General features: G+C 65.4%; 21 protein-coding genes and 2 pseudogenes. 7 read left to right on the plus strand and 16 right to left on the minus strand.

The genetic code is table 11. The features are described 5' to 3' along the window. From EQZ23_RS19685 to EQZ23_RS00585, 5 genes and pseudogenes are all read right to left on the minus strand, one after another. Positions 1–432 (minus strand): annotated as a pseudogene (locus tag EQZ23_RS19685) (TolC family protein); the annotation flags it as partial. Continuing rightward, on the minus strand, positions 429–623 hold the full coding sequence (locus EQZ23_RS20130; protein ID WP_164913347.1) for an efflux RND transporter permease subunit: 195 nt from the start codon (positions 621–623) through the stop codon (positions 429–431). The pseudogene EQZ23_RS19685 and the gene EQZ23_RS20130, both read right to left, overlap by 4 nt. Beyond that, positions 530–1075, minus strand: coding sequence for a TolC family protein (locus EQZ23_RS19695; RefSeq protein ID WP_164913348.1), 546 nt, complete (start codon positions 1073–1075; stop codon positions 530–532). The genes EQZ23_RS20130 and EQZ23_RS19695 overlap by 94 nt, the downstream gene beginning before the upstream one ends. Continuing rightward, on the minus strand, positions 1072–2406 hold the full coding sequence (locus EQZ23_RS20535) for an efflux RND transporter permease subunit (RefSeq protein ID WP_346427802.1): 1335 nt from the start codon (positions 2404–2406) through the stop codon (positions 1072–1074). Before EQZ23_RS20535 ends, EQZ23_RS19695 begins: the two co-directional genes overlap by 4 nt. Before the next feature lie 47 nt (positions 2407–2453). Further along, complete coding sequence (locus EQZ23_RS00585; RefSeq protein ID WP_346427803.1) at positions 2454–3353, minus strand: efflux RND transporter permease subunit; 900 nt, start codon at positions 3351–3353, stop codon at positions 2454–2456. 45 nt (positions 3354–3398) lie between these two features. On the opposite strand from EQZ23_RS00585, the gene EQZ23_RS00590 reads away from it, so the two are divergent. Beyond that, positions 3399–4133, plus strand: coding sequence for a hypothetical protein (locus EQZ23_RS00590; protein ID WP_240663083.1), 735 nt, complete (start codon positions 3399–3401; stop codon positions 4131–4133). A gap of 9 nt (positions 4134–4142) precedes the next feature. Here the strand turns inward: EQZ23_RS00590 and EQZ23_RS00595 are convergent, their stop codons facing one another. Beyond that, positions 4143–5444, minus strand: a complete 1302-nt coding sequence (locus tag EQZ23_RS00595; protein ID WP_128452565.1) for an SLC13 family permease — start codon at positions 5442–5444, stop codon at positions 4143–4145. 95 nt (positions 5445–5539) lie between these two features. Between EQZ23_RS00595 and EQZ23_RS00600 the strand changes: the two genes are divergently transcribed. The 3 genes from EQZ23_RS00600 (at position 5540) to EQZ23_RS00610 (ending at position 8910) form a co-directional block, all read left to right on the plus strand. Then, positions 5540–6442 carry a hypothetical protein gene (locus EQZ23_RS00600; RefSeq protein WP_128452566.1) on the plus strand — a complete coding sequence of 301 codons (903 nt, stop codon included), beginning with the start codon at positions 5540–5542 and terminating at the stop codon, positions 6440–6442. A gap of 34 nt (positions 6443–6476) precedes the next feature. Continuing rightward, positions 6477–7757, plus strand: coding sequence for a DUF4118 domain-containing protein (locus EQZ23_RS00605; RefSeq protein WP_164913350.1), 1281 nt, complete (start codon positions 6477–6479; stop codon positions 7755–7757). An 88-nt stretch (positions 7758–7845) separates the two neighbouring features. Then, the gene (locus EQZ23_RS00610) at positions 7846–8910 is read left to right on the plus strand and encodes an endonuclease/exonuclease/phosphatase family protein (RefSeq protein WP_240663084.1); all 1065 of its coding nucleotides are present in this window, start codon (positions 7846–7848) and stop codon (positions 8908–8910) included. Between the two features lie 66 nt (positions 8911–8976). Here EQZ23_RS00610 and EQZ23_RS00615 read toward each other — a convergent pair whose 3' ends face one another. The 3 genes from EQZ23_RS00615 to EQZ23_RS00625 form a co-directional block, all read right to left on the minus strand. After that, a complete protein-coding gene (locus EQZ23_RS00615) occupies positions 8977–10260 on the minus strand; it encodes a mechanosensitive ion channel domain-containing protein (RefSeq protein ID WP_128452568.1) in 1284 nt (427 codons plus the stop codon). 321 nt (positions 10261–10581) lie between these two features. After that, complete coding sequence (locus EQZ23_RS00620; protein WP_128452569.1) at positions 10582–11826, minus strand: DUF2254 domain-containing protein; 1245 nt, start codon at positions 11824–11826, stop codon at positions 10582–10584. A 57-nt stretch (positions 11827–11883) separates the two neighbouring features. Beyond that, on the minus strand, positions 11884–12942 hold the full coding sequence (locus EQZ23_RS00625) for a potassium channel family protein (RefSeq protein WP_128452570.1): 1059 nt from the start codon (positions 12940–12942) through the stop codon (positions 11884–11886). A gap of 420 nt (positions 12943–13362) precedes the next feature. On the opposite strand from EQZ23_RS00625, the pseudogene EQZ23_RS20435 reads away from it, so the two are divergent. Continuing rightward, a pseudogene (locus EQZ23_RS20435) lies at positions 13363–13734 on the plus strand (glycerate kinase); the annotation flags it as partial. Between the two features lie 105 nt (positions 13735–13839). Further along, positions 13840–14193, plus strand: a complete 354-nt coding sequence (locus tag EQZ23_RS20440; RefSeq protein ID WP_276318452.1) for a histidine phosphatase family protein — start codon at positions 13840–13842, stop codon at positions 14191–14193. Here the strand turns inward: EQZ23_RS20440 and EQZ23_RS00635 are convergent. The 7 genes from EQZ23_RS00635 to EQZ23_RS00665 all read right to left on the minus strand — a co-directional run bounded on the left by EQZ23_RS00635 (position 14181) and on the right by EQZ23_RS00665 (position 24556). Further along, the gene (locus EQZ23_RS00635) at positions 14181–14729 is read right to left on the minus strand and encodes a DUF882 domain-containing protein (RefSeq protein ID WP_240663085.1); all 549 of its coding nucleotides are present in this window, start codon (positions 14727–14729) and stop codon (positions 14181–14183) included. The two genes, EQZ23_RS20440 and EQZ23_RS00635, sit on opposite strands and share 13 nt — an antisense overlap. A gap of 180 nt (positions 14730–14909) precedes the next feature. Next, complete coding sequence (locus EQZ23_RS00640; RefSeq protein ID WP_128452571.1) at positions 14910–16202, minus strand: MFS transporter; 1293 nt, start codon at positions 16200–16202, stop codon at positions 14910–14912. 30 nt (positions 16203–16232) lie between these two features. Then, entirely contained in the window at positions 16233–17624 is a 1392-nt protein-coding gene (locus EQZ23_RS00645; protein WP_240663086.1) for a mannitol dehydrogenase family protein, read from the minus strand. Beyond that, complete coding sequence (gene uxaC, locus EQZ23_RS00650) at positions 17621–19033, minus strand: glucuronate isomerase (protein ID WP_128452572.1); 1413 nt, start codon at positions 19031–19033, stop codon at positions 17621–17623. Before uxaC ends, EQZ23_RS00645 begins: the two co-directional genes overlap by 4 nt. After that, positions 19030–20211, minus strand: coding sequence for a mannonate dehydratase (uxuA, locus tag EQZ23_RS00655; RefSeq protein WP_128452573.1), 1182 nt, complete (start codon positions 20209–20211; stop codon positions 19030–19032). The genes uxaC and uxuA overlap by 4 nt, the downstream gene beginning before the upstream one ends. Before the next feature lie 303 nt (positions 20212–20514). After that, positions 20515–23565: a TonB-dependent receptor gene (locus EQZ23_RS00660; protein ID WP_128452574.1), complete on the minus strand. Its 3051-nt coding sequence runs from the start codon at positions 23563–23565 to the stop codon at positions 20515–20517. A gap of 244 nt (positions 23566–23809) precedes the next feature. Continuing rightward, positions 23810–24556, minus strand: coding sequence for a FadR/GntR family transcriptional regulator (locus EQZ23_RS00665; RefSeq protein ID WP_128452575.1), 747 nt, complete (start codon positions 24554–24556; stop codon positions 23810–23812). A 279-nt stretch (positions 24557–24835) separates the two neighbouring features. Between EQZ23_RS00665 and EQZ23_RS00670 the strand changes: the two genes are divergently transcribed. Next, positions 24836–26275 carry a DUF1080 domain-containing protein gene (locus tag EQZ23_RS00670; RefSeq protein WP_240663088.1) on the plus strand — a complete coding sequence of 480 codons (1440 nt, stop codon included), beginning with the start codon at positions 24836–24838 and terminating at the stop codon, positions 26273–26275. The last annotated feature ends 13 nt before the right edge of the window (positions 26276–26288 follow it).

Consider the following 26288-nt stretch of genomic DNA (forward strand, 5'->3'; position numbering starts at 1 on the left):
GGTCCCGGGGTTCGTGCCGGTACCCGGGATCGTCCCCGTGCCGCCGGTATTGCCACCGGAGCCGATCGTCGTGATCGTATTGCCGCGCCCGCTGCCCGATCGCACGCCCGACGCATCGAGGCTGATCGTCGGGAACAGGCCGGCGCGTTGTTCGCGCACGACCGCGCGCGCCTGGCGATAATTCGCGTCCGCCAGCGCGATCGACTGGTTGGCGCGGGTCGCCCGCGCGGCAAGCCCGTCGAGCACGGGGTCGCCGAACAGCTTCCACCAGCCGGCGCGATCGAGGTGATCGGCAGGGGTCGCCGCAACCCAGCCGGGCGCGGTCTTGAAGCCGGTCGGCACGGCGGCCTCGGGTCGCGCATAGTTCGGCCCGACCGCGCAGGCGGCGATCGGCAGCGCGAGCAGCGCGGTCAGCAGGTGGATCTTGCTCATGCAGTCTGTATCCGGGGAGGGGCTTCGGCGGATCGGCGCGCGCGCCGGCCGGTAAGGCGATCGAGATAGACGTAAACGACGGGGGTCGTGATCAGCGTCAGCAACTGGCTGGCGATGAGCCCGCCGATGATCGTGATGCCGAGCGGCTGGCGCAGTTCGGAGCCTTCGCCGAACCCGATCGCGAGCGGCACGACGCCGAGCGCCGCGGCCAGCTCCCGGGGTTCGTGCCGGTACCCGGGATCGTCCCCGTGCCGCCGGTATTGCCACCGGAGCCGATCGTCGTGATCGTATTGCCGCGCCCGCTGCCCGATCGCACGCCCGACGCATCGAGGCTGATCGTCGGGAACAGGCCGGCGCGTTGTTCGCGCACGACCGCGCGCGCCTGGCGATAATTCGCGTCCGCCAGCGCGATCGACTGGTTGGCGCGGGTCGCCCGCGCGGCAAGCCCGTCGAGCACGGGGTCGCCGAACAGCTTCCACCAGCCGGCGCGATCGAGGTGATCGGCAGGGGTCGCCGCAACCCAGCCGGGCGCGGTCTTGAAGCCGGTCGGCACGGCGGCCTCGGGTCGCGCATAGTTCGGCCCGACCGCGCAGGCGGCGATCGGCAGCGCGAGCAGCGCGGTCAGCAGGTGGATCTTGCTCATGCAGTCTGTATCCGGGGAGGGGCTTCGGCGGATCGGCGCGCGCGCCGGCCGGTAAGGCGATCGAGATAGACGTAAACGACGGGGGTCGTGATCAGCGTCAGCAACTGGCTGGCGATGAGCCCGCCGATGATCGTGATGCCGAGCGGCTGGCGCAGTTCGGAGCCTTCGCCGAACCCGATCGCGAGCGGCACGACGCCGAGCGCCGCGGCCAGCGTCGTCATCAGGATCGGGCGGAAGCGCAGCAGGCTCGCCTCGCGCACCGCGTCCTCCGCCGACATGCCACGATCGCGTTGCGCACTCAGCGCGAAATCGATGATCAGGATCGCGTTCTTCTTCACGATGCCGAGCAGCAGGAACACGCCGATCAGCGCGATGATCGAGAACTCCATGCCGAGCAGCTGGAGCGCGAGCACGGCCCCGAACCCGGCGGCGGGCAGCGTCGACAGCACCGTCAAGGGATGAATCATGCTCTCGTACAGCATGCCGAGCATCAGGTAGATTGTCACCAGCGCCGCGAAGATCAGCAGCGGCTGTTGAGACAACTGATCGCGGAAGCTCTGCGCGGTGCCGGCGAACGCGCCGCGCACGGTCGAGGGCATCACGATCTCGTCCTGCGCGGCGGCGATCGCGGCCTCCGCATCGCCCAGCGTCGCGCCGGGCGCGAGGTTGAATGAGATCGTCGTCGAAACCTCGCCATTGTCGTGGTTGACCGAGGCCGCGGTCGACGATTGCGTGAACCGCGCGATCGCCGACAGCGGCGTCATCGTCCGCGGTGCGGTGCTGAGCGCAGACCCGGTCGAGGGATCGCGCAGCGCCGGATTGGTGGTGCCGGCCGCAATGGTGCCGAGCGTTGCCGCATTGGACGGATCGCTCGCCGTCGACGTTGCGCCCGACGACAATGTGCCACTGCTGGTCAGCGCACTCGTCGTCTCGGTGGCGGGGGCATCGGTGCGCGCGCCGGTCGGTACATAGACGTCGGCGAGCGCGGCTGGGCCCTGGGTCGCGGTGGGCGGCCATTCGAGGATCACGCTGTACTGGTTGATGTCCTCGTAGATCGTCGCGACCTGGCGCTGGCCGAATGCGTTATAGAGCGCGTTGTCGACGTCGCGCGGCGATATGCCGAGCCGGTTGGCACTGTCGCGATCGATGTCGACGAAGCTCTCGATGCCATTCTCGGCCTGGTCGCTGTCGATGTCGGTCAGCTCGGGATGCCGCTTCATCGCCTCGACGAGTTTCGGCGCCCAGGTCTTCAGCGCGTCGTTATTGTCGGAGATCAGCGAATATTGGTAGGTCGAGTTGGACTGGCGTCCGCCCATCCGCACGTCCTGCACCGGGTTCAGGAAGACCGAGATGCCGGTGACCGGATCGAGCTTTTTCTTCAGGCGCGCGGCCGCATGCCGTCCTCGATATGGCGTTGGATATTCTCGATCATCACGATCGCGTCGTCGACCACGAAGCCGGTCGCGATCGTCAGCGCCATCAGCGTCAGATTGTTGAGGCTGTAGCCGAGCAGATACATGATCGCGCACGTCCCGATCAGCGAGATCGGCACCGCAAGACCTGCAATGATCGTCGCGCGGATCGAGTGCAGGAAGAAGAAGATCACCAGCACGACGAACACGATCGCCAGCAGCAGCTCCATCTCGACATGCGCGATCGATGACCGGATGCTCGTCGTGCGATCGGTCAGGATCGTGACGGTCAGGCCGGCGGGCAGCGCCTTTTGCAGTTCGGGCAACAGCGCCTTGATGCCGTCGACGGTCTGGATGACGTTGGCGCCGGGCTGGCGCTGGACGTTGAGGATGATCGCCGGTTCGAGGTTGGCGAGCGCGCCCAGCCGCTCGTTCTCGGCCCCGTCGGCGACGGTGGCGATATCGCGCAATCGCACGGGCGCATTGTTGGCGAAGGACACGATCAGGTTCGCGTAATCGTCGACCGTCAGCAGCTGGTCGTTGGCGTTGATCTGGTACGCGCGTGTGGGGCCGTCGAAGCTGCCCTTGGCGCTGTTGGCGTTGGCGTTGTCGATGGCGGTCCGCACGGTCGCCAGCGAGATGCCGTAGCTCGCCAGCGCCTGTGTGTCGGCCTGGATGCGGACCGCGGGCTTCTGACCGCCCGACAAATTGACCTGTCCCACGCCCGAGACCTGGCTGATCTTCTGCGCCATCCGCGTGTAGACAAGGTTCTGCGCCTCGGTCAGCGGCATCGTCTTCGAGGTGATGGCGAGCGTCAGCACCGGCGCGTCGGCGGGGTTCACCTTGGCGCGGCGTAACGATGGCACGATCACGCTGACGAACTTGCCGGAACGGGGCCTGAAGGCGACCGTTTGCCTGCCCTCGACCTGACGACCCCGGAGAATCCGCCGTTGCGCAATATCGATTTCAGTTCCTGGCAGAGCCTGCTCGCCACCATGTTCGGGTTGGCGCTGGTGACGCTGATCGGCGTCGGCATTCGCCTTTTGACGATGGTGACGATCCAGCAACGCCGGGAGCGCGCCAACCGCCAGATCAACGAGCGCCTGCGAACGCTGATCGCCGCCTACAAGACGCTGGGCGGATCGTTCACGGGCACGCTCACGGTCGACCCGGCGCACCGCCGCGACCTGCGCCAACGGAGCGTAACTGCGGTCGGGGAGGACGCGGAGGCGCTTGATCTCGGCGCGGCTGATACCGGTTCCGACCGCGCACGCCGGATCCGCGACGCGGTCGAGGCCGCGCTGTCCGACATCATTCTCCTCGGCACCGAAGAGCAGGTCCAGCTTGCCGCACAGGCCGCGCACGAGCTTGTCGCCGGACGCCCCGTGCCGACGCACGCGCTGGTCGTGTCGATGCGCGATTTCATCCGCGAAGCGCTGGATCTCGATCCTATGCCACGCGACCTGGCGTTGCCGGCACAGGGTCCGACGCGACCCTCGAGTTCGGGCGGACGCGGGAAAGGCGAGCAAGGCAAGGCGGAGTCGGCAAGGGGTGGCGGCGGCGGCGGAATGGGAATGGGCGGCGGCTCCGGTGCGACGCCAGCGGACGACCCGCAGCCGAGCGAACCGTCCAGTCCGCGCAGCTAAAGGACAGGCCTAGAACGGGAAAAAGATACGCGTGGCGCTGATCGCGACGACCGCGGTGATCAGGTTGAGCGGGAGCCCCACGCGCAGGAAGTCGGTGTAGCGATAGCGTCCGAGCTGATAGACGATGACGTTGGTCTGGTAGCCGAACGGGGTCGCGAACGAGGCGCTGCCGGCGATCATGACCACGACCAGGAAGGGACGGGGGCTGACCCCGAGGCTTTCCGCCAACGCTACCGCGACCGGCGTTACCAATACCGCGACTGTCGCGTTCGAAAGCAGTTCGGTCAGCACCATCGTCAGGCCGTAGAGCACGATGAGGGCGGTCAGCGGACTGACCCCTTCGAGCGACGATATGAGCGTGGTCGTGGCGGCGCTGGCCAACCCGCTTTGCGCCATCGCGATTCCCAGCACGACCATCCCGGCGATCAGGATCAGGATCTGCGGGCGAAGGCCGCCGTAAGCCTGATCGGCCGAGATGACGCGCAGGAGGATCAGCAGCACCGCGCCCGCGAACGCCGTCGCGGCGATCGGCGCGACGTTCAGCGCGGCCAGCAGGATAGCCCCGACGAACGTCGCCAGCGCGATGGCGGCCTTGGCCGGCTGAAACGGACGGCGTTCGGCGAACACTTCGGCATCGCCCACCTGTCCGCCGGCGGCGTCGATCGTCGTATCCGGACGCCCATCGTCGGGATCGAGCATCCGCGTTCCCATCAACTTGCCGCTGAACAGCAGTAGATAGAGACCGCCGACCAGGGCGACGGGCAAGCCTACGGGCGTGATCTCGAAGATGCCGAAACGGCTTTGCCCGGCGATGCGCGCCATGTCGTCGACCAGCAGGTTCGTCGACGTTCCGAGCAGGGTGCAGCATCCGCCGAGGATCGTGATGTACGATAACGGCATCAGATAGCGTTTGGCAGATAGCTGCAGGCTCGCGGCGACGTCCTTGACGACGGGGGCGGTCAGCACGACGATCGGGGTGCTGTTCAACACGCTGGAGAATAGTCCGGCGATCACCAGCAACAGCCAGACCCCCGTCGCGCCGAGGCGGCGGCACATCCCGACGGCGGCCTCGATCGCGCGATCGAGCAATCCGGACAGTTCGAGCGCATAGGAAATGACGAAGAGCGAGGCGAGCGCGATGATCGCGGGGCTGGCGAAGGCACCCTGGACATCGACCGGGCGAACCACGCCGGTCATCAGCAAGACGGCTGCCCCTGCGAGCGCAACGACGTCGGCGCGAACCTTGTCCCAGATCAGCGCGGCCACCACGCAACCCAGCACGAGCAGTGTAACGATCTGGTCGAGCGTCATAAACGCCTCATCGGCAACCAGAAAACGGCGCTTCTCGTTTTGACCTTCATGCCACGCGGTATGGAGCATCGCGAGATTTTTGCTACAGTTCGCTGATGCATGAGCCATCCCCCCGCACCAGTCGCCTTGTCGTCGCCGGCTCGGCCGCCGCGTTCATCCTCCTTGGCGGTGGCGGATTCCTGCTCGGGCGCAGCACCGCGCCGACTCCTCCGCCGCCAGCCATAACCCCAGCGGCGGTACCAGTTGCAGCACCCGTGGCCGTGCCCGAGGCGCCCGTCGCCCGCGTGCTTTCTCGCGCGGATATCATCGAGATCGCCAATGCCGCTGCCGATGCGACCTCTTCGGGCGCAAAGATGCCCAAGCGAGTCGCCGCCGCGGAGGGCGCACAGTTCGAGGTGGACCTGCCGTTCGGTTGCGACGGCCCGGCGGCTGAAACCAGCCGTGAGCCGTTCAGATGGCGGTATGATGGCGAATCGTCGTCGCTCAGGATCTCCGTCGCACCTGCCGTGTTCGATCCGGGCGAATGGTTGGGCAAGCCGTTATCTGGCAGTGCCGGCACGACGTCCCCCGCCGCAAGCGAAGAGGCCATCGAGGGCTTCTGGATTGCGAGACCGTGGTCGTCGCGAGGTACATGCGAAGCTGGGTCGCCCACGACCGTTCCGCTCGGCATCGACGCCGTGACGCTTCCCGGTCAGACGCTGGGGCTCGCGCAGATTTTCACCGACCAGGACTCGAAAAACGCTAGACGAAGCGGCAAGCCTTACGAAAGCGTACGCCGGATCGGCGAGAACGATCTGAAGATCGATCAGGGATTGCGGGTCCGGCTTCGCGGGCGCGTCGCGCGTTTCCCCGATGGATCGACGGTTCGGTGTCGTCAGCCCGCCGGCAAGGAGCAACGTCCGATTTGCCTGGTTGCCGTGAGCTTCGACGATGTCGGTATCGAGAATCCTTCGACGCAGGATACGATCGCGACCTGGGCATCGGCGAGCCGGACGTGACGCCGATGACCATCGTCGCGAAGTCCGCTGCCGCATGAGCGGTTACGACGAGACCGGTCCGAAGCCACAAACCGCCGTCTCCGAAGTCGAGAAGAGCCCCGAGACCCGTATCCTGGCCGCGGTCAGTGGGTCGGGGAGCGGTCAGCGGGTGGTGGAGATCGCAGCCGATCTGGCCGCCGCGCTGGACGCGAGTTGGCATGCCGTCTTTATCGAGACGCCCAAGTCGGCCCGCGATCCGGCGGTTGCACGGCGGGCGGCAGACGCGCTGTCTTTTGCGGTTCGCCATGGTGCCACGGTCAGCAACGAACCCGACGATGACGTCGTCAGCGGCCTTGTGGCGCATTTAACGGCCATGCCGGCGGACCATCTGGTGATCGGAACCCCGTCTGCGGCAGGTCCCGATCGCTGGCTCCGGCGATCGGTGATGGCGTCGGTCCAAAAGCGATTTCCAGCGCTTACCCTCCACATCGCTCCCGCTGCGGACCTGGCGACCAAGAGCGGCGGTGTGCCGGACGCTGCCCCAAAGCCGAAGCCCGATCTACGGCAGCATCTCTGGGCGCTTGGTCTCGTGGCGATCACGCTTGGCCTTGCTGAGTTGGTCAGCATGCTCCTCGGCGGACGACCGCTGAACCTGTTGTTCCTGTTTCCGGTGATCGCCGCCGCAGCACGCTTCGGGTTGGCTCCGGCCCTGACCGCGACCGTGGCGTCGGTGCTCGGTTTTGATGTCTTCCTGCTCCAACCGCGTTTTCATCTCGAGCCGGCGGCACCGATCATGGTGGTAACGCTGGCCGCGCTACTGGCGGTTGCAGTCTATACGAGCCTCGTGACCCAGGCGCTCCGCGACCGGGTAGCGCTCAGCGATCGTAGCGCGAAGGAAAATGCCCAAATCGCTACATTCTCGCAGATTCTCGCGCGCGCGGCGGACTGGGAAGAAACCGCGGGCGCGATCTGTGAAGAGTTTGCCGCCGTGCTGAAAGCCGAGGTGGCGGTCTTTCGCGAAAACGGCGGCAAGCTGGAGCGTGTCGGCGCGACGATGGAGCCGCTGGTGTGGGGACCGATCGATCAGGCGGCGCTCGAATGGTGCTGGGAACGGGGCGAAGCGGCAGGGCGGGGAACGGCTGCGGTCGCCTCCGCGGAATGGCGGCTCGAACCTTTGCGCACGTCGCTCGGCACGCTGGCTGTCGTGGCCTTTGCGCGTCCCGATGGTCGTGATCCGATCCGGGCCGATCGGGGCGTGTTGTTCAACACCTTGATCAGCCAGGCGGCGCTGGCGCACGAACGGCTGATTCTCGAGGATCGCCTCCGACTTGGGTGATAGCGCCCGACGGGACCGAAATCCGGTGCCGGTCGTTGGCCGTCATGTGCTCCGCGGTCTTCGTCGTCTTCACTTGAAATATCTGGCAGTGATCGGTCTGCTCGCGTGTTCGACGGGGTGTGCGACGCTGCCGCCGGCGCTGATGCAAGAATGCTTGCCGTCCTCGGGGGAGCCGGTGTCGATCTCTGCCGACGGCACCCACGCCAGCACGACGTTCGACGTCCTGACGTTCAATATCGAGGGTTTGGGTTGGCCGGCACGCGGGAAACGCGGTCCGGCGCTGGAGCAGATAAGCGCTGCACTCAGGCGGATGGAGGCGCGGGGTGACGCGCCGGATATCGTCATGGTGCAGGAAATGTTCAGCAAGGCCGCGGTCCGCGCCGTCACGGGCATCGACTATCCCAACATGGTTTCGGGGCCGTCGCGCACGCAAGCCAAGAGCTTGCCGGGGACGGATCGGATGCAGGGGCCGTACCGGTGGAAGAAGGGCGAACTGGGCCTGCACATGGTCGGCTCGGGCCTGGCCATCCTGAGCCGGTATCCGATCCTGGAAACGCGATCGGAACCGTTCGGGCGTCGGCGGTGCGCCGGTCTGGACTGCCTCAGCAACAAGGGTGTGTTGTACGCGCGCGTGGCTATCCCCGGCGTTCCCGGCGCGATCAACCTCTTCAACACCCACCTCAATTCGCAGCGCTCCTCGCGCGTGTCGCCCCGGCGTCATGCCCGCGCGCATCGTCTGCAGGTCGAGGAACTCGGCGCCTTCATCTCGGCGGTGGGGGACCAGAATGTCCCGACGATCCTCGGCGGCGACTTTAACATGAAGGACTCGGCCCTCCGGTTCGAACGATTCCGGAACGTGACGGAGCCGTTCGAGATCGTGCAGGAATGGTGCACGGCCAACCCGCTGCCCTGCGATACGCGGATATCATGGGACGGTGACGAGCCCTGGATGGACACCCAGGATCTCCAGCTCTTCGAGAGCGGCTCGACCGTCGTGGTGACCCCGATCCGCGTCCAAGCGGTCTTCGACGGTTCGGCCGACAGCCCTCGATTGTCGGATCACGACGGTTTCCGGGTTACCTACCGAGCGACTTGGCCAGCGCGCCTTTCTCCGCGGACGGGCGGTATGAAAGCCTTGCCGAGTTGTAGCTGAGAGCACAGAGCGGGGATGACAGGTGTCACCCGCGGTGCTGGCAAGTGCTTCGTATCGGCGGACCCGCTATCCTTCGTGCCGTTCGGTCTTTGTTGCCGGCTGCTGCCCAGGGTGGAAGCGCAGATCGCGCTGCGGCACCGGCATGGTAACGCCGTGTTCCTTGAACAGATCCCAGATGCGAAAGAACACGTCGCTGGTGACGTTGCCCACGCCCGCCTCGGGGCTGTCGATCCAGATCCGCAGATCGAACTCTACCCCATTGTCGCCGAATTCCTTGATCCAGCAGACCGGAGCCGGGTCCTTGAGGACGCGCGGCGAGATGGTCGCGGCCTCCACGGCGAGCCGTTGCGCCAGCCGCAGATCGCAATCGAACGACACCCGAAACCCGACATGAACCCTGACGTCGCGGCTGGAGAAGGACCAGTTCTCGACCTCGTCGGTCATCAGCCGCTCGTTCGGGATCAGATGCTCCTTGCCGTCCCTGGTCAGCACCGAGACCGCGCGGACACCGATCTTGTTGACCCACCCGAAGGTATCGCCGACCGCGATGACGTCGCCGGGCTTGATCGACCGGTCGAGCAGCAGGATCAGACCCGCGATTAGATTGCCGAGCGTCTTCTGCAACCCGAAGCCGATCGCCAGACCGAACGCCCCCGAGAACACGGCAAGCGCGGTCAGGTCGATGCCGAGAAGGTCGATGCCGACGAAAATCGCGACCGTGACGACCGCGATTTGGGCGAGTTTCTGGAACAGCACGCGTTGCGCCGCGTCGAGGAGACGGGACTGTCCGATCCAGCGCAGGATCGAAGCGAGCAGGGCGCGGGCGGCAAGGAACAGCACGAGCGACAAGCCGACCGCGTTGACGATGTCGAGCAGCGAGATGCGGCGGCTGCCGACGCCCATGCTGGCGCGGTCCAACCCCGCGATCAATGGAGCAAGGCCGCCGAGGCGACTTGCGAGCACGATGACGAGCAGCGCGAGCGAAATCAGCGACGCCGCCCTGCTTTGCAGACCAAGCGCTCGGGCGACCTCATAGGCTAGTGCCGCAACTGCGATACCGAGGCCGGCGGCCAGCACGAGATCCGCGCCGGGGTCCAGTCCGCGGATGCCGAGGAAAGCGGTCAGAACGAGTGCGGTCACGCCGGACCGTGTGAGCGCCATTAGTCGCGGCGATATCACGCTGGCATGTCTCGGCGCCAAGGCGGGGATGAGGTATCGACAGGCAAGACGCCCCGCGACGACGCCCAGCAGCAGCGCGACGCTCAGGATCGCGACGGCAGCGATCAGGTCGTGGAACGGCAATGCCGCCCATCGATCCAAAAAGGGCTGCCACCAGGCGTCGTGTTCCAATCCGTCCTCCAATGCGAGCTATTCAGCGCCGTTCGCCGGAGTATTACAACGCCTAGCGAGTCTGTTAGCCAGACTTGGCGCTCCGGTCAGCCCCTGTCGCAGCCTTGACGGTTTTGGGTAGGCGCGCTTTCTTGCACGGTTAAGGGCAGCGTGTCTGCCTGTTCCGGGGCCGAGCTCACGCTGCGTATCAGGCCCAGAACGACACCTCCGGACACAGATTTTCCGTCGCCGGCCCGACCAACGCACAAACCGGTCCGTATCACTAACGAACACCCGCCCGATGCTACGGCATTTTGGTCCTGTTCGAACAACCCGATTTGGCTAGCGTCCGCTCATGCGCATGGCCTGACGGTCGCCATCGAAGGCGAGGGCCTCTGCCGCGCGAAGTTTAGCGGCGTCTGCATGGCGGCGAGCGGTTTCGCCGAACACGTCCGGCGCATGGGTTGCGAGACCGTTCAGGGTCGCGATCAGACGCAACTGCACCTCGATGATGGATGCCCCGTCCCGCGCGATCGGGCGGAAGAAGTCGTCGAACATGTCATCGACCTCAAGGGCAGGCGCGTGCACGCGAAGATGCGCCGCCTCTGCCCCTCGTTTGGTGTCGACCAAGTCGGACAGGACCCGCTGACCCGCCCCCAACACGCGGATGGCGGTTCCCGGATCGTTGACGGCTGGGGACAAGGCGCGGGACGCGATTTCGGACAAGACGATCAGGCCAAAGCGGGGATCCTGTTCGAATTCCCGGTCGGTCAGGATCGAGAACGTCTTTTCGATGGCCGCTCGAACCTGGTCGTCGATCGCACCGGCGACGTGCGCCAAGGCCCGTTCGGTGAAGACGAATGCGCCCGGGAGTTCGGCGATGTGGATCGTCAGCGTATGCTTGTCTGCGATCCGCGCTAGCCCGGCGACGTCGATGTGCGCGACGTAACCGGTTTCGGCCGGATATACCGGCGACGTTTCGGACGGGACGGCGACCGGTGGTTGCGCGCCGAGATGCGGTGCTTCGGCCCAGGCCTGCATGGCCCGACGCGCGATCGTTTCGACCCGCTCGATCGTATCGCGAACCCGGCCGAAGCTGGAGAGGTGCTGGATCCAGCGCAGCAGCGTGATGGCGATCACCGCGACGATCACGATCGTCGCGAAGAACAGCACGACGCGTCCTTCCGCGCCGTACAGGCCGGTCGTGAGTGCGATGATGCCGACGATACTGAACAGGAACGTACCGACGAACGTCGACAGCGCGTTCTGCGTGAAGCGATCGTCGACCAGCAACTGGGTCGCGCGCGGGGTAACGGTGCTCGTCGCCGATCCGTAAGCGGTCACCGAGGCGGACAGCGCGAAGGTCGTGACCGCCAGCATGCTCGATGCCAGGATCGTCAGGATGTTGTCGACCGCCTTTCCGCCGACCCGGAGGCTGAGTTCGTAGGGAATGAATGGCGCGATCCAGGCGGCGACCAAAGCCGTCACGATCGCCGCGACGCTGAACAGCGACGCACGAAACCAGATGCGCTTGGTAATCTGGCGAAGGATATAGAAGCCGTGGCTTGCCAGATACTTGCCCGCCATGCCGTCGATCCTTTTTGAAGTGTGCAGTTGTTGCTGCGGTCAGACGAAGCGGAAGTCTTATCGATCCGTGGTCGGGGCGGATGTCGGGGCAGGGGGATTGCGGGGGACGACTTCGACGATCAGGTCGCCAGCCTCCAGGCGGTGCGCTTCGGGTTCCCAGAAGCCGAAGTCCTGCTGCCCGCGATAGATCCGGTGGCCGAGCCCCGTCGCGATCCCGGCCAGCGGCTTGCCGACCTCGTCCGCGGTCACTGTGCGCTCGCGTAGTGCGACCCGGCCACCCGTCGCGGCAAGGTCGGCCATGTAATCCGCAATGTGCGGACCGTGCGTCGAACCCGCGAGCAGGAGCCCGGCGAAACTGGCCGGATTGATGACCACGGTCGCGCCCGCCTGATGCGCGATCGCTTCGTTGTCCTCGGACCGGATGACCACGCTGATCGGCAGGTCGGGCGCGATCCGGCGCGCCGTCAGCACGATGAGGATCGAGGTGTCGTCGCGCCCTGCGGAGACGATCAGCGCCCGCGCACTCGCGATCCGGGCGGCTTCCAGCGCGGCATTGCGCGTCGCGTTGCCCTCCATCACCGTCGTACCGCAAGCCTCCGCGGTGCGTAGCGCAGCGGCATTTTCGTCGACCACGACGATCATCCCCGGATCCGCGCCGCGCCGGACGAGTTCGCTGACCGCCTCGGATCCGCTGGTCCCGAAACCCGCGACCACGACATGGCCTTTGAGGTGTCGCTGGATCACCGACATACGCCATTTCTCCCAAACGCCCTTGAGCAGGAAATCATACGCCGTCCCCAGAAAGATAAGCCATACGAACAGCCGGATCGGCGTGACCACGAACGTATCGAACATCCGCGCCTGCTGCGTTACCGGCACGATGTCGCCGTACCCGACCGTCGTCACGGTGATCATCGTGAAATACAGGATGTCCGCGAACGTCACCGGCGCGCCCGAGTTCTGGCGCAGGCCATCCCGATCGAACCAGTGGACCGCCAGCGCGATGCCGATCAGCCCCAGTGCGACGAGCGCGCGCCACGACAAAGCCAGCCACGCCGGGGTTCGGCTCTGGCGACGCAGGCGGTAGTGGACGGTGTCGGCATCGTCGGAGTGCATGCGATGCTTGTGCTACGCGAACGCAACGATGTGAAGGTGTGGACGGTTTGCAATCGAAACCGTGTGTCGGTTGTAAGCGGTTTCGCACCACGTAGTCGTCCCTGCATCACGGAAAAGCGGGGGCGCGCGCCGTCGCGCCGTTCGTCGGCCCCATTTTGGCGTGTCGCATAATACTACGAATTTTCAGCGAGATACGGAACGTCGCCTGACAGCGCCATGGCAGGCGCAGGCAAAAGGCGGGGGGGCATGATGAAGACGTTGATCGCGGTACCGCGGCTAGGCGGTGCCTTGCGCCGTCTCATCGGCCAAAGAGCATCCGCGTCTCGCTTATCTGACGCTTCGTCGACGCGGTCGGCGATCTTTCAGGATTACACCGGTCGTAGCCGCGCATGCGCATCGTGATCGCCCCCGTCGGGGTTTAAAGAGAATCTCGATGCCGAGAATGTGGCGTCGGCGATCGCCCGGGGAATCTTGCGGGCCTGCCCGGACGCCGATGTCGTCGAGTTGCCGCTTGCCGACGGGGCCGAGGGGACTGCGCGCACCGTGGCGCTGATGACCGGTGGTTCGGTGAAGGATGTCCGGGTCACGGGCCCCGTCGGTGACTGGATCGACGCCGCCCCCGCGCTGCTCGGCGGCGAAGAGCCTGTTGCCGCCGTCGAGATCGCGATGGCCGCAGGGTTGAAACTCGTTCCCCGTGAACAGCGCGATCCCTGTCGGACGACCATGCGAGGCGTCGGCGAACTTATCGCGCTCGATGCCGGCGTGTCGCGGATCCTCGTCGAGTGTGGTGACACTGGCGTCAATTCGCGCGCTAGTCGAGCGCGATGGCGGAACCTTCGCGTTGCTCAGCGAGGTTGGCAAGGGGGCCGTGGCCCGCCTGTCACTGCCGGTTCGCCGATGAGCCGACTATACCTGATTCGTCATGGCGAATCCGTTTGGAATGCGACGCGACGTTTGCGGGGGCAGGCCGATCCTGACCTCTCACCCCGCGGCGAAAGCCAGGCCCGCGAGCTCGCGACCGTCTTACCGCCCCAACTTCCCCGCGACGCGATCTGCTCCGATCTTCAGCGCGCGAGCCGCACCGCCGCCTTGCTGGGACTCGACGCTCAGCCGGACCGACGGTGGCGTGAAATCGGTGTCGGCGAATGGGAGGGCCAGGACACCGATGACTTGCGCACGCGTGATCCCGCGTGTTGGCGGGCGTGGCGGGCGGGCGACTTCACACCGCGGTACTCGGTTCAGCTCCAATGACGCAGTGCGCCCGTATCCATGTGCACGAACCCGTCGCTCGGGTAGTAGCCGACGCCCCCACCGCGCAGCGACAAGGCTGCGCTTCTGAGATGACTGAGCCCCACCCCGGGGATCGCGATGTCGGTCGCTTTGCCGAGCATGTGCTGGCTCTTGCTGGCGACGCCGTGCGACCGGGCATGGAGCGCGCGGTTGGTCTTCGGGCTCCGATACCCCGACACCAGCTTCAGCGCCTTGCGCGGGGGGACGTCGAGCCGATCACGGACCCGTACCAGCAGGTCGAGGAGGCCGGGATCTATTTTACGCGTCGCTCCCGTACGCCAATCGCGCATGGCGTGGTTGAGTTCGGCGAGGCCGTCCGCGCGATAGCGGCCATTGGCGAAGAAGCACGCGTCGTAGCGTTCGCCGTTGTGCGGATTGACCAGCACGAGCCGGCGTTCGGGCGCGCGCGCGGAAACCCGTTCCGACAAGGCGGCGGTCACGAGCGCGGCGACACCGCCGTTGATCAGATCGCGGCGGGAAAACAAGGCGTTGGACAAAGGTCGGTTCCGGTCAAAGAGTGGCCACGACCTTAGGGCATGACAATGTGCGTGTTCCTTAATCGTGCGCGCTTTCGTCGCATCGATTCCACCGTTCGCCTGATTGTCGGCCGCTGGCGGGGGCGGGAGGGCATGCTGGGCATGGTCACGTCTGTTGCTGCGGCGCGACGCTGCGAGGCTTCAGCCAGGTTTTGCATCTTCCAGATTCGGCAGCAGAAGATGGACGATGGCGAGTGCTATGAAATAGGCGATGCCGGCCCAGATAAACACCGGGACGTAGCTGCCGACGGTTTCGAGCACGTGCCCGACGTAGCGCGCCATGATCATCCCGCCGACCGCACCCGCGGCGCCGCCGATACCCATGACGGAGGCGACCGAACTCTTGGGGAAGGTGTCGGAGACCATCGTATACAGGTTCGACGACCATCCTTGATGCGCCGCCGCGGCAACGCCGATGATCGCGACGGCGGCGAACAGGCTGGAGACGGTACTGGCCAGCATGATCGGCAGCACCAGCACGGCGGAGGCGAGCAGCGCCAGTTTGCGGCCTGCGTTGACGCTATAGCCGCGCTTGATCAGCGCCGACGACAGCCAGCCGCCGCCGATGCTGCCCACGTCCGCTAGCAGATAGACGGCGATCAGCGGTGGGCCAAAGGTCTTGAGGTCCAGGCCGTGGCGCTTGGCGAAGAAGTCCGGTAGCCAGAACAGGAAGAGATACCAGACCGGATCCGTCAGGAATTTCGCGGTGATGAAGGCCCAGGTGCCGCGATAGCGGAACAGGCGGCGCCATGGGATCGGTGCAGTGCCGGCGTCGTTCTGCTGATCGGCCTGGATATAGGCAAGCTCCTGCTTCGATACGCGCGGATGATGTTCCGGCGCACGGTAGACGATCAGCCATGCCACCAGCCAGACAAAGCCGAGCATCCCCGTCACGAGGAATGCCGCGCGCCAGCCATAGGCCAGCGTGATGATCGGGACGACGATCGGTGTGGCGATCGCGCCGACGTTGGCGCCGGCGTTCAGGATGCCTGCTGCCAGCGCGCGTTCCTTCTTTGGAAACCATTCGGCGACCGACTTGATCGCGGCCGGGAAGTTCGCGGCCTCGCCGAGCCCGAGCGCGAAGCGAGCGATCGAGAAGCCGCCGGGACTCCGTACAAAAGCATGCACCAAGGCGGCAAGGCTCCACACCGTGATCGCCGCGGCATAGCCCATCTTGGACCCGATCTTGTCGATCAACGGCCCGCAGGCGAGCAGGCCGATCGCATAGGCCGCCTGGAACCAGAACACGATCATGCCATAGTCGATCTCGGTCCAACCCAGTTCGCCCTGCAGGGTGGGCTTGAGGATGCCGATGACCTGACGGTCGATGTAATTGATCGTCGTGGCGAAGAAGAGCAGCGCGCAGATGACCCAGCGGACATTGCCTCCGGCCTTTTGCGGGCCAGGATCCGTCGCCTGTGTTGAACCGTCCACGCTCGCTCTCCCTTGCGGTTTGTCCGCCTGTTATCGTCTGTCGAATGTCGCCATTCTCTCGGCGAGTATCACGTTGTCCTGCACGCGCGGCCGCCAAACCCCGGCCAGCAGACCGCGTTCGCCGACGATCGCATCGACGATGCCGTCGCGCCCTGCCAAGTCCCATGCCGCTGCCAGCCCCGCCGCGCGCGGGTCGTCGACGGGGCCGCCATCGCCGCGAACGTGCAGCATCCAGGCAGCCAGCGCAGACAATGTTTCGGGGCAGGTCCGTCCGCGCAGGCGATTGGCCTCGAGCGAGGCGAGCCAGCGCTGGGGGATCTTCTGCGATCCGTCGCTCCCGATCTGGCGCAGCGCGTGACGTAGCGTCGAATTGGCAAAGCGGGCCAGCAACGCGTCGGCATACGCAGTCAGATCCTGTCCCGGCGCGGGATCCAGGCCTGCCGCAGCCTCGTCGCGCATCAGGCGCTCGACGGTCGGGCCGATCACGGGATCGCTTATCGCTTCGTGGACATAAGCCAGACCGCGGTGCAACCCGAGATACGCGAGCGCGGAATGCGCGCCGTTGAGCATACGCAGCTTTGCTGTTTCATACGGCGCGACATTGGCGACGATCTGCGCGCCGACCGCGTCCCAGCGCGGGCGACGGCCGGCGAAGTCGTCTTCGATGACCCATTGGGCAAAGGGTTCGGTCAGGACGGCCGCTTCGTCGCGAACGCCGAGCCTCGCCTCGACCGTATCGAGATCGGTAAGCGTGACGGCGGGCACGATGCGGTCGACCATCGTTGACGGACAGGTGCATTCGCTTGCGAACCAACTGCCGAGGGTCGGATCGATATGGTCGAGCCACGCGCCGAGCGAGGCCGCGAGCGCGCGGCCATTGTCGGCAACGTTGTCGCACGAGAGCAGGGTCAGTCCACCGGTCCCGGCGTCCCGACGACCGGCGAACGCCAGCGCGAGGTGGTTGTAGAGCGTGCCGCCCGCCCGTTCCACAGCGGCAAGGTCGAGCGATCCGTCCGGGCGACGGTGATAGCCTTTCTCGGTCACCGTCATGGTCACGATCGCCGTGTCGGGCGAGACGAGCGTGCGGTGGAGATCGTCGTTCGTGGTCGATGCGACGATCACGTCGCGAACCGATCCGATCAGCCGCGTTTGCGGAGCGTCCGTAGCGGTCTCGGTCACCGTGAACAGGCCGTCCTGCGGGTTGAGCATATCGCGGGCGGCAGGGGAACTCAGCGATGCGCCGACGATGCCCCAGTCGCGGTCGCCAGCCGCCATGGCGCGATCGGTGAAGACTGCTTGATGCGCGCGGGTGAAAGCGCCGATGCCGAGATGGACTATGCCGATACGCTGGGCCATGCGGTCATAGTCGAAGCGCGCCACGCTCGCCGGCAGCCGGTCGATCGTGGCGGCGGACAGCCTCACAGGCGGTAGGCCCGGCGCGCAAGCCCGACGGTCAACTCCTGCGCGAGATCGGCGGCCTCCCAATCCGCCAGCCGGTGCTCGGCGACGAGGCGGGCGAGAAACGCACAGTCGACGCGGCGTGCGACGTCGTGGCGCGCGGGGATCGACAGGAACGCGCGCGTGTCGTCGTTGAACCCGACGGTGTTGTAGAAGCCGGCAGTCTCGGTCGTCATCTCGCGGAAGCGACGCATGCCCTCGGGTGAGTCGTGAAACCACCAGGCGGGCCCGAGCCGCAGGCAGGGATAATGACCGGCGAGCGGCGCGAGTTCACGCGCATAGGTGGATTCGTCGAGCGTGAAGAGAATGATGGTGAGGGTCGGGTCGTTGCCCACCACGTCGAGCATCGGGCGCAGGCCGTTGACGAAGTCGACACGGCCGGGAATGTCGGCGCCGCGGTCGCGTCCATGGCTGGCGAACAGGCGCGCGTTGTGATTGCGGACGCTGCCGGGATGGATCTGCATGACCATGCCGTCCTCGATCGACATGCGCGCCATCTCGGTCAGCATCTGCGCGCGGAACAGCTCGGCATCGGCAGGAATCGGGTCGGGACGGATCACGCGCTCGAACAACGCCGCCGCGTTGCCCGCATCTAGGTTCGCGGTACGCGCGGTCGGGTGGCCGTGATCAGTCGCGGTCGCCCCCGCAGCGCGAAAGTCCGCGCGGCGCTTTCGGTGGGCGGCGAGATAGCCGGGCCAGGTCCAGACGTCCTCGCCGGTCAGGGCCGCGAACCGCTCCATCGTCGGGTGGAACGCTTCGTGTTCGACGTCGATCACGCCATCGGGGCGGTAGGTCGTCACGACGCGGCCCGTCCAGCCCGAGTCGCGGATCGCGCGGTGCGCGTCGAGCGGATCGTCGGCGCCTTCGGTCGTCGCGAGAAATTCGATCCCGAACCGCTCGAACAGCGCACGCGGGCGAAAGGCGTCGGTCGCAAGACGCTCGGCGATGCCGTCGAAATACAGGTCGCTCGTCGAGGCATCCAGCGCCACGTCGAAACCCAGGACCTCGGCAAAGACGTGATCGAGCCACGCCTGCGACGGGGTGCCGCGAAACAGATGGTAATGACTGGCGAGCGTGCGCCAGGCTTGGCGCGGGTCGGTGTCGGGCACGCCCTCCCGTGACGGTACGCCCAGTCGATCAAGCGCGATGCCTTGGCTGTAGAGCATCCGGAACAGGTAGTGATCGGGCGCCAGCAACAGGGTGGTCGCGTCGCGCCACGGTTCGTTCGTCGCGAACCAGCGCGGATCGGTATGGCCATGCGGCGAGACGATCGGCAGCGTGGCGATCTCGGCATACAGCGCGCGCGCGATCGACCGCTGGTCCGGATCGCTGGAGAACAGTCGATCGGGCGATAGGCGAAGCGGGCGGCTCACGCTTGTGCCGTCATATGCCGTGCCGCCATATGCGCGATCCCACGTTCCAGGCCACGCAGTTCGGCAAGCCCGCGCATACGCCCGAGCAGCGAATAACCTGGCAGCGTGTGCTTCGAGAGGTCGTCGAGCATCTGGTGGCCGTGATCTGGGCGCATCGGGATCGAACGCCCCTCGCGCGTCTGCAAAGTATGAATGGCGGCGACCAGCGTGGCTATGTCGGCGTCACCAGCGAGATGCGCGGCCTCATGGAAGGCGTCATCGGGTTCGCGCTGGACCGACCGCAGGTGAAGGAAGCCGATCCGATCGCCCAGCCGTTCGATCATGCCCGGCAGGTCGTTGTCCGCACGAGCGCCGAACGAACCGGCGCAGAAGCACAGGCCGTTGGAGGGGTTGGGCACCCGCGCGAACAGGGTTGTGACATCGGCCTCGGTACTGACCACGCGAGGCAGGCCGAACAACGCGAAGGGCGGGTCGTCGGGATGCACCACCAGCCGCATGCCGAGCTCGTCGGCCAGCGGGCAGACCGCCTCCAGGAATGCGATGTGATGAGCGCGAAGTCCCTCGGCATCGATGGCGTCATACTGCGCCAGCGCGTCGCGGAACCGGTCGGCCGTGAAGGTCTCCTCGCTGCCGGGGAGACCGGCGATGATCGTCTTCTCGAGCAGGCGGCGTGCTTCCGTATCCATCCCGGCGAACCGGCGTTCGGCCCTCTCGACCAGCGCGGGGGAGTAATCATGTTCGGCGCCCGAGCGTCGCAGGATGTGGATGTCGAAGACGGCCGCCGCTTCCAACTCGAAGCGGAGCGCGCGCGCGCCGTCGGGCATCGCCCAAGCCAGGTCGGTGCGTGTCCAGTCGATAACCGGCATGAAGTTATAGGTCACCGTGCGAATGTTGCACGCGGCCAGATTGGCCAGGCTTTGCCGATAATTGTCGATCAGCACATCCCAGTCGGTACCGCGTGTCTTGATTGCTTCGTGCACCGGCAGGCTCTCGACCACCGACCAAACAAGCCCGGCCGCCTCGATCTCGGCTTGGCGCATGGCGATCGCATCCCGCGGCCAGACCTCGCCATTGGCGATCTCGTGCAGTGCGGTCACGATGCCGCTTGCGCCGGCCTGGCGAATATCGCGCAACGTTACCGGATCGGAGGGACCGAACCAACGCATCGTCTCAATCATTGACACCCGGCTTCCTCTCTCGGTTGCGCGAACCTTACGGTCAGCTGCAGTGCATGCCTGTTTAGCAATCCCAAATCTATTAGGCCAGATATGATAAAGCGGTCAGGCCAATTTATAGGACGTTTCCGTTGGCTGGGTGATCGGGAAACCGCGCTGAGTCGGCGACCAGTACAGCCCGCGAAGATCGCCGCTGATACGCGCGGGGATAGAAAATCGGGTGCGCCGCGATATCGTGCGGCGCACCCCTAGTTTGACGACGTCGGCAATGGGGAGCGCCGATGTCGATCGGGGAAACTTGAGTATTCAGAACTGGAAATTGACCGCCAAAGCGTAGGTGCGGCCGAAATAGGAGGTGTAAAGGGGGTCTTGGCGTGTCGTGTCTACGGTCAGGCGGTTGGTCTCGTTCGTGATGTTGGAGACCTCGGCGATCAGCTTGATATGTTCGTTGAGGTTGTACGAGGCGGAGGCGTCGACGAAGATCGAACTGGCGTTCGAGGTCGAATCCGCATCGACCGAGCCGCTTGGAACCGCCGTCAGGAACGCCGAGCGGTAGTTCACCGTCGAGCGGATGCTGAACTTGTCGTCCTCGTAATACAGCGTCCCGCTCGCCGTTTCCGGCGACAGGCCGACCAGCGGCGCGGTGCGCGAAAGCGTCGGCGATATGACGTAATCGATGTTCGAACGGACCCGCGTGAAGTTGCCGAGGGCGCCGAAATTCTTCAACACGCCCGGCAGGAAGGTGAAGGGCAACTGGACGTTCACCTCGAACCCGCGCAGCGGCCCGCCTTGGGTGTTGTTGCTGCGCTGAACCGTGAACACGTCGGTCGGGCGCAGCTGCGTACCGTTGAGCAGAGTCAGCGGCAGGCCGATGTCCTGGAAGGCGACAGCCTGGCTCGTCGTCTGGATGTAGCTTTCGATGTTCTTGTAGAAATACGCGACCGAAATCAGCGAACCCTTGGCGAAATACCATTCGAGCGCCGCATCGAACGTGTTGGCACGGATCGGCTCGAGGAACGGGTTGCTGAAGGATGCGGTCTGGATGACGAGGTTCGCGGAGCCTGCGGGGATCAACTGGCCGTACGCCGGCCGTGACATGACACGGGCGACCGAAGCGCGCGCGATCAGTTCCGGCGTGATGTCCAGCGCGAGGTTCGCCGACGGCAGCCAGTCGTCATAGCTGCGGCCGACCTCCGATATCACGAAACGCGACGGGTAGAGCGACCCGGCAGGTGCCGCCGAGGTGATTGGGCCATAGGTGTCGAGGCTGGTATGGACGTAGCGGACGCCGGCATCACCGCGCAGCGCGAAGGGCAGGGAATTGGCGGTGTTGAACTTCACCATGGCGTAGCCCGAGCCGTATTTCTCGTAGACGCCGCCAAACGTGCCCTTTGCGCATTCGAGGCTGCAATAGACATAGCTGTCGAGGCCGACCGCATCGCGGAACTTCTCCGGATCGATCGAGACGAAATCCTGCAACAGGCCGTCCAGATTGCTGCCCACGCCCTTGGTCACGGTGGTCAAGCTTGCGAGCGTGACGCCCGCCGGCAGTTCGAGCGGCGTGTTGGTGGCAAGCTGACGCTCACGCGCGGTATATTTGTTCGTGCGATACTGGCCGCCGACCTGAATCGTGAAGTCGGGTGCGGCCTCCCATTCGCCGTTGAGTTCGAACGTCTTGCTGGTGATCGTGTTGCGGCGGATGAAATTCGACAGCTGTCCGCGCTGGTCGCCGTTCGCGAGCGGGGGGCCGTATTGGAACAGCGCAGGATTGGTCGCGTCGATCCCGTAGCCGATCTTGGGAATGTCGGGATTGTCGCGGAAATCGATCGAGAAATCGCGCGTGTCGTTCGCATCGATCGCGACTTGCAGGCGATCCACGTCGAGCCGCGACTGGTTGATCCCGGCCAGGCCATAGACCCGGACGGTGTCCGAGAAGCGGTGGTCGAAGTTCAGATTGACCTGCCGATAGGTCGAGGTGAATTTTTCCTGCTGCATCTCCGAGCGCAAGTCGACGCCGTCGAATAGACCGTGAACCAGCGACCCGTTGTCATCGACCTCGATCTCGCGGACCGACGTCAGGGGCTGGCCATTGTTGGAGATCGCGCGTCCGAACGACCGTGCATCGAAATACGTGTCGAGCCGGTCGACCTTGAACCGCGAATACAGGCCATCGAGCGATATATCGGTATTGTCGCTGGGCTTCCATTGCAGCGTCAAGGTGCCGGCGAGCCGCTCCTGATCCTGGCTGCTCTTCACTGGGCGTGGCAGGCGCGGCAGGTAGACGCCGCCGCCCGGACGACCGTTCACCCCGGTCCGGCTCATGATGTAATCATAGGCGGCGGCGTTGCCGGTGCGGGGATTGCCGGTGCTGCAATTGTTGGCGTCAGCGCCGATCGCCGAGCCGTTGGGCTGGGTGTAGCCGGCGAGGGGGCTGTTCGTCGCCGCACCGCGATAGGTGTAGCCTACGGGCGTGCAGAACGGGAAGATCACGCCGGCGTTCGGGGTGCCGGCGGGCTGCGCCTGGCCATAGACCGTGGTTGGCACGACATCGACCGCCGAATAGGCATATTCATCGATACGCCGCTTCGAATAGGCGACGCTGCCGAGAATGCCGAACGTATCGCCGAACTTCTTGGAAACGAGCGCGGACAGGCGCGGATCGACCTTCTTGCTGATATCGTTGTAGATACCGCGCGCGGTGCCGGTGAGGACGAAATCCTTTTTCTGGTCGAACGGCTTGGGCGCGCGAAGATCGACGGTCGCGCCGAGCGACCCTTCCTCGACATCCGCCGACAGCGTCTTGCGCACCGACAAGGCCGAGAAGATCTCGGTCGGGAAGGTCACGAAATCGAACGAGCGGCCGGTCGCGACGCCGCCGCGGATGTCGCTGCCGCTGACCTGCGACACGCCTTCCATGCCGTTGATGCGTACCCGCGTGAATTGCGAGCCGAGGCCGCGGACCGAGATGTTGCGGCCCTCGCCGCCATCACCGCGCGACAGCGCGACGCCGGGGATGCGCTGCATCGACTCGGCGAGGTTGGAGTCGGGGAACTTGCCGATGTCCTCCGCGACGATGCTGTCGATCGCGGCGGTTTCGTTGCGTTTCTGGTTCAGGGCATTGTTCAGCGCGGCGCGAAACCCGGTCACGACAATATCGGCATTCTCTGTGTCCGCAGCCTGCGACGGATCGGCGGGATTAGAGGGGGCGGCGGGATCAGGTGGGCTCGTCTGACTGTCCGCCGGCTGCGGCATCTGGCTGCCCGCAGTCTGCTGGGCCATGACAGGCGCGGCGATGAATAGGCTGACGATGCTCGTCGAGATAAGCAGTTTCCGCTTATCGAAGCTCTTACGGCTCAAAGACCCTCTCCCGATAGGCCGGGCGCGCCGAATTGACGCTGTCCGACATTTTGCCGCCTTAGTTTTCTAAGGTCGGCGTAATTCGTCAGGTATCATCGCGATTTTAATATGACAATGCTGAATCATTTGGTCAGGCAGATTGTTTGACGACCAACTTGCAGCATCAGCGCTGATGGAGTCAGGAGAGGCTCGAATTTGGTTGTGGGGGCTTGGTAGCAGTCGGGGCAGGTGAGTCCCTGTCCGGTCAGACCGAGCGGCGGGCCAGGGCGCGTCGGCGCTGGTCGGTCGCCGCGCGCGCGCGCTCGACGGCTTCGGTCTCGGTAACGTCGAGCAGGTGGTCGATCACGCGCGCAAGATGATCGCGCATCGCGTTGCGCGCGTCGACCGGCGAGCGGGCCTCCAGCGCACTGAGAATCCGACCATGTTCGATCATGCGGTTCTCGGTACCGAGGCTTCCGGCCTTCGCCAGCACTTTGCGCGCGAGCGGCGAGCGGAACCGCATGTCCCAGAAATCGGTGACGGCCGAGATGATCACGGCGTTACCCGTCGCCTCCGCGATCGCGATGTGGAATCGGCGATCGGCGTCTTCGGCCGCCACCGTGTCGTCCTGATCCATCTCCGCCAATATGCCGCGCAATTCCAGCAACTGCTGCTCGTTTATCTCGGTTGCGGCGACGGCGGCGACCTCGCCTTCGAGGAGACGGCGCGCCTCGGTGATCTCGAACGCGCCGATGTCGAGTTCCTGTTCCGAGTCGTTCGACGAGGATGCCAGCACGAACACGCCCGATCCCTTGCGGGCCTCGACCATGCCCTTCATCTCGAGCGCGATCATCGCCTCGCGGATCGTCGGCCGGCTGACCTTGAACCGCTCGGTCAGGTCGCGTTCGGCGGGCAGACGGGCGCCAACCTGGTATACGCCGTTCGCGATGTCTGTGATGATCGCCTGTACGATCTTGCGGTAGAGTTTACCGCCGCCTTCAGCGCCTTGCATTGCGTTCCTCGTTCGATGCGCGACCGTCCGAACGTCGGCGCTGCTCCCTACATCGCCCTGCGTGGCGCAGCGTCAAGTCCTGTCGAGCCGAAAAGCACCGGGTTGCCTGATAATAATGCCTTACAATCCTGTTGCATGTGGCCCGACCACAATTTAGGGTCGGTTCAGGAGAGGCCGTACGACAGTGTACATGTCGGCGGTGAACGATGTGAGACAACCGGATTCGTCCGGAGAGGGTCGCCCAACCCGCGCTCGCAGAAAAGAGAAAAGGGGAGGCGGATGGCTCGAGCGCTCGCAATTCTGACCTTGGCGGCGGCGCCATTGATGACGCAGACATCGGTGTATGCTGCACCCCCGGGTCCTGCAGCATCGGCGCAGCAATCCGCCACCAACCAGGCAGGCACCAACCAGGCAAAGGCGCCGTGGCGCGACGTGACCCCGCGCGAAGGGCTCGCCGGCTGGCGGGCGACCGGCGGCAAGGCAAGCTATGCGTTCGAGAATGGCGAGCTGATCGGGCGCGCCGAGCCGGGCAAGACCAACAGCTGGCTCGTGTCCGAGGCGCAATATGGCGACTTCATCATCGAGTTCGACGCGAAGACCGATCCGGCGCTCAATTCCGGCATGATGATCCGCGGCCAGAGCCGATCGGATTACCGCGACGGCGTGGTGCACGGATATCAGGCCGAGATCGATCCGTCGTCGCGCCGCTGGAGTGCCGGGCTGTACGACGAGCAGCGGCGGCAGTGGCTCTATACGCTGGGTCGTAACGAGGCGGCACGCCAGACCTTCCGCTCGGGTGACTGGAACCACTATCGTGTCGAGGCGATCGGCAACCGCCTGCGAACGTGGATCAACGGCGTGCCTGCCGCCGATGTGGTCGACGACGTCGACGCACGCGGTTTCATCGCCTTCCAGGTCCACGCCATTCCCGATGCGGAGGCTGCACGGCATCCCGAAGTGCGGTTCCGCAAGGTCCGCATGATCACCGAGGCGCCGGCGCGGTTCGCAATGCCCGCAACGGGGCTTCCCGAGCAGGGATGGCTGACCAACCGCCTGTCCGAGGGCGAGCAGCGCGCGGGTTGGAAATTGCTGTGGGACGGGAAGACCGGTGCCGGCTGGCGTAGCGTCAAAGGCCAGAAGTTTCCGGCATCGGGCTGGTCGATGGCCGACGGCGCGTTGCGCGTCGAGGGCGGCGGGGGCGGCGGCGGGGGCGATATCGCGACGACCCGCGACTACCGCGATTTCGAACTGTCGATCGATTTCAAACTGACGCCCGGCGCCAATAGCGGGATCAAGTATTTCGTCGATGCGGGCCTGCTCAAAAAGGGCGAGTCGATCGGTCTGGAATATCAGTTGCTCGACGACGAGCGGCATCCCGATGCCAAGATGGGGCGCGACGGCAACCGGACGCTCGGGTCGCTCTACGACCTGATCGCGGCGAAGAACCTGTCGGATCCCGACAGCCCGGGCAAACGGATCAATCCGCCGGGCTCCTGGAACCGCGCGGTGATCGTCGTGCGGGGCGCGCATGTCGAGCATTGGCTGAACGGCTTCAAGATGGTCGAATACGACCGTGGATCGCCGGCCTTCCGCGCGCTGGTGGCGCAGAGCAAATATGCCGGTGTGCCCGGTTTCGGCGAGGGCAAGCAGGGACCGATCCTGCTGCAGGATCACGGCGACCGGGTGGAATTCCGGTCGATCAAGTTGCGCGAACTCTGAAGGGGGATGGATC

This window comes from Sphingomonas sp. UV9, assembly GCF_004101245.1.
In the GTDB taxonomy this organism is placed as follows: Bacteria; Pseudomonadota; Alphaproteobacteria; order Sphingomonadales; family Sphingomonadaceae; genus Sphingomonas.

Coding starts and splice junctions, on each gene's coding strand:
- EQZ23_RS19695 (WP_164913348.1), bottom strand. CDS start 1,075: ATGAGCAAGATCCACCTGCTGACCGCGCTGCTCGCGCTGCCGATCGCC.
- EQZ23_RS00595 (WP_128452565.1), bottom strand. CDS start 5,444: ATGACGCTCGACCAGATCGTTACACTGCTCGTGCTGGGTTGCGTGGTG.
- EQZ23_RS00600 (WP_128452566.1), top strand. CDS start 5,540: ATGCATGAGCCATCCCCCCGCACCAGTCGCCTTGTCGTCGCCGGCTCG.
- EQZ23_RS00605 (WP_164913350.1), top strand. CDS start 6,477: ATGAGCGGTTACGACGAGACCGGTCCGAAGCCACAAACCGCCGTCTCC.
- EQZ23_RS00620 (WP_128452569.1), bottom strand. CDS start 11,826: ATGGCGGGCAAGTATCTGGCAAGCCACGGCTTCTATATCCTTCGCCAG.
- EQZ23_RS00625 (WP_128452570.1), bottom strand. CDS start 12,942: ATGCACTCCGACGATGCCGACACCGTCCACTACCGCCTGCGTCGCCAG.
- EQZ23_RS20440 (WP_276318452.1), top strand. CDS start 13,840: ATGAGCCGACTATACCTGATTCGTCATGGCGAATCCGTTTGGAATGCG.
- uxuA (WP_128452573.1), bottom strand. CDS start 20,211: ATGATTGAGACGATGCGTTGGTTCGGTCCCTCCGATCCGGTAACGTTG.
- EQZ23_RS00665 (WP_128452575.1), bottom strand. CDS start 24,556: ATGCAAGGCGCTGAAGGCGGCGGTAAACTCTACCGCAAGATCGTACAG.
- EQZ23_RS00670 (WP_240663088.1), top strand. CDS start 24,836: ATGGCTCGAGCGCTCGCAATTCTGACCTTGGCGGCGGCGCCATTGATG.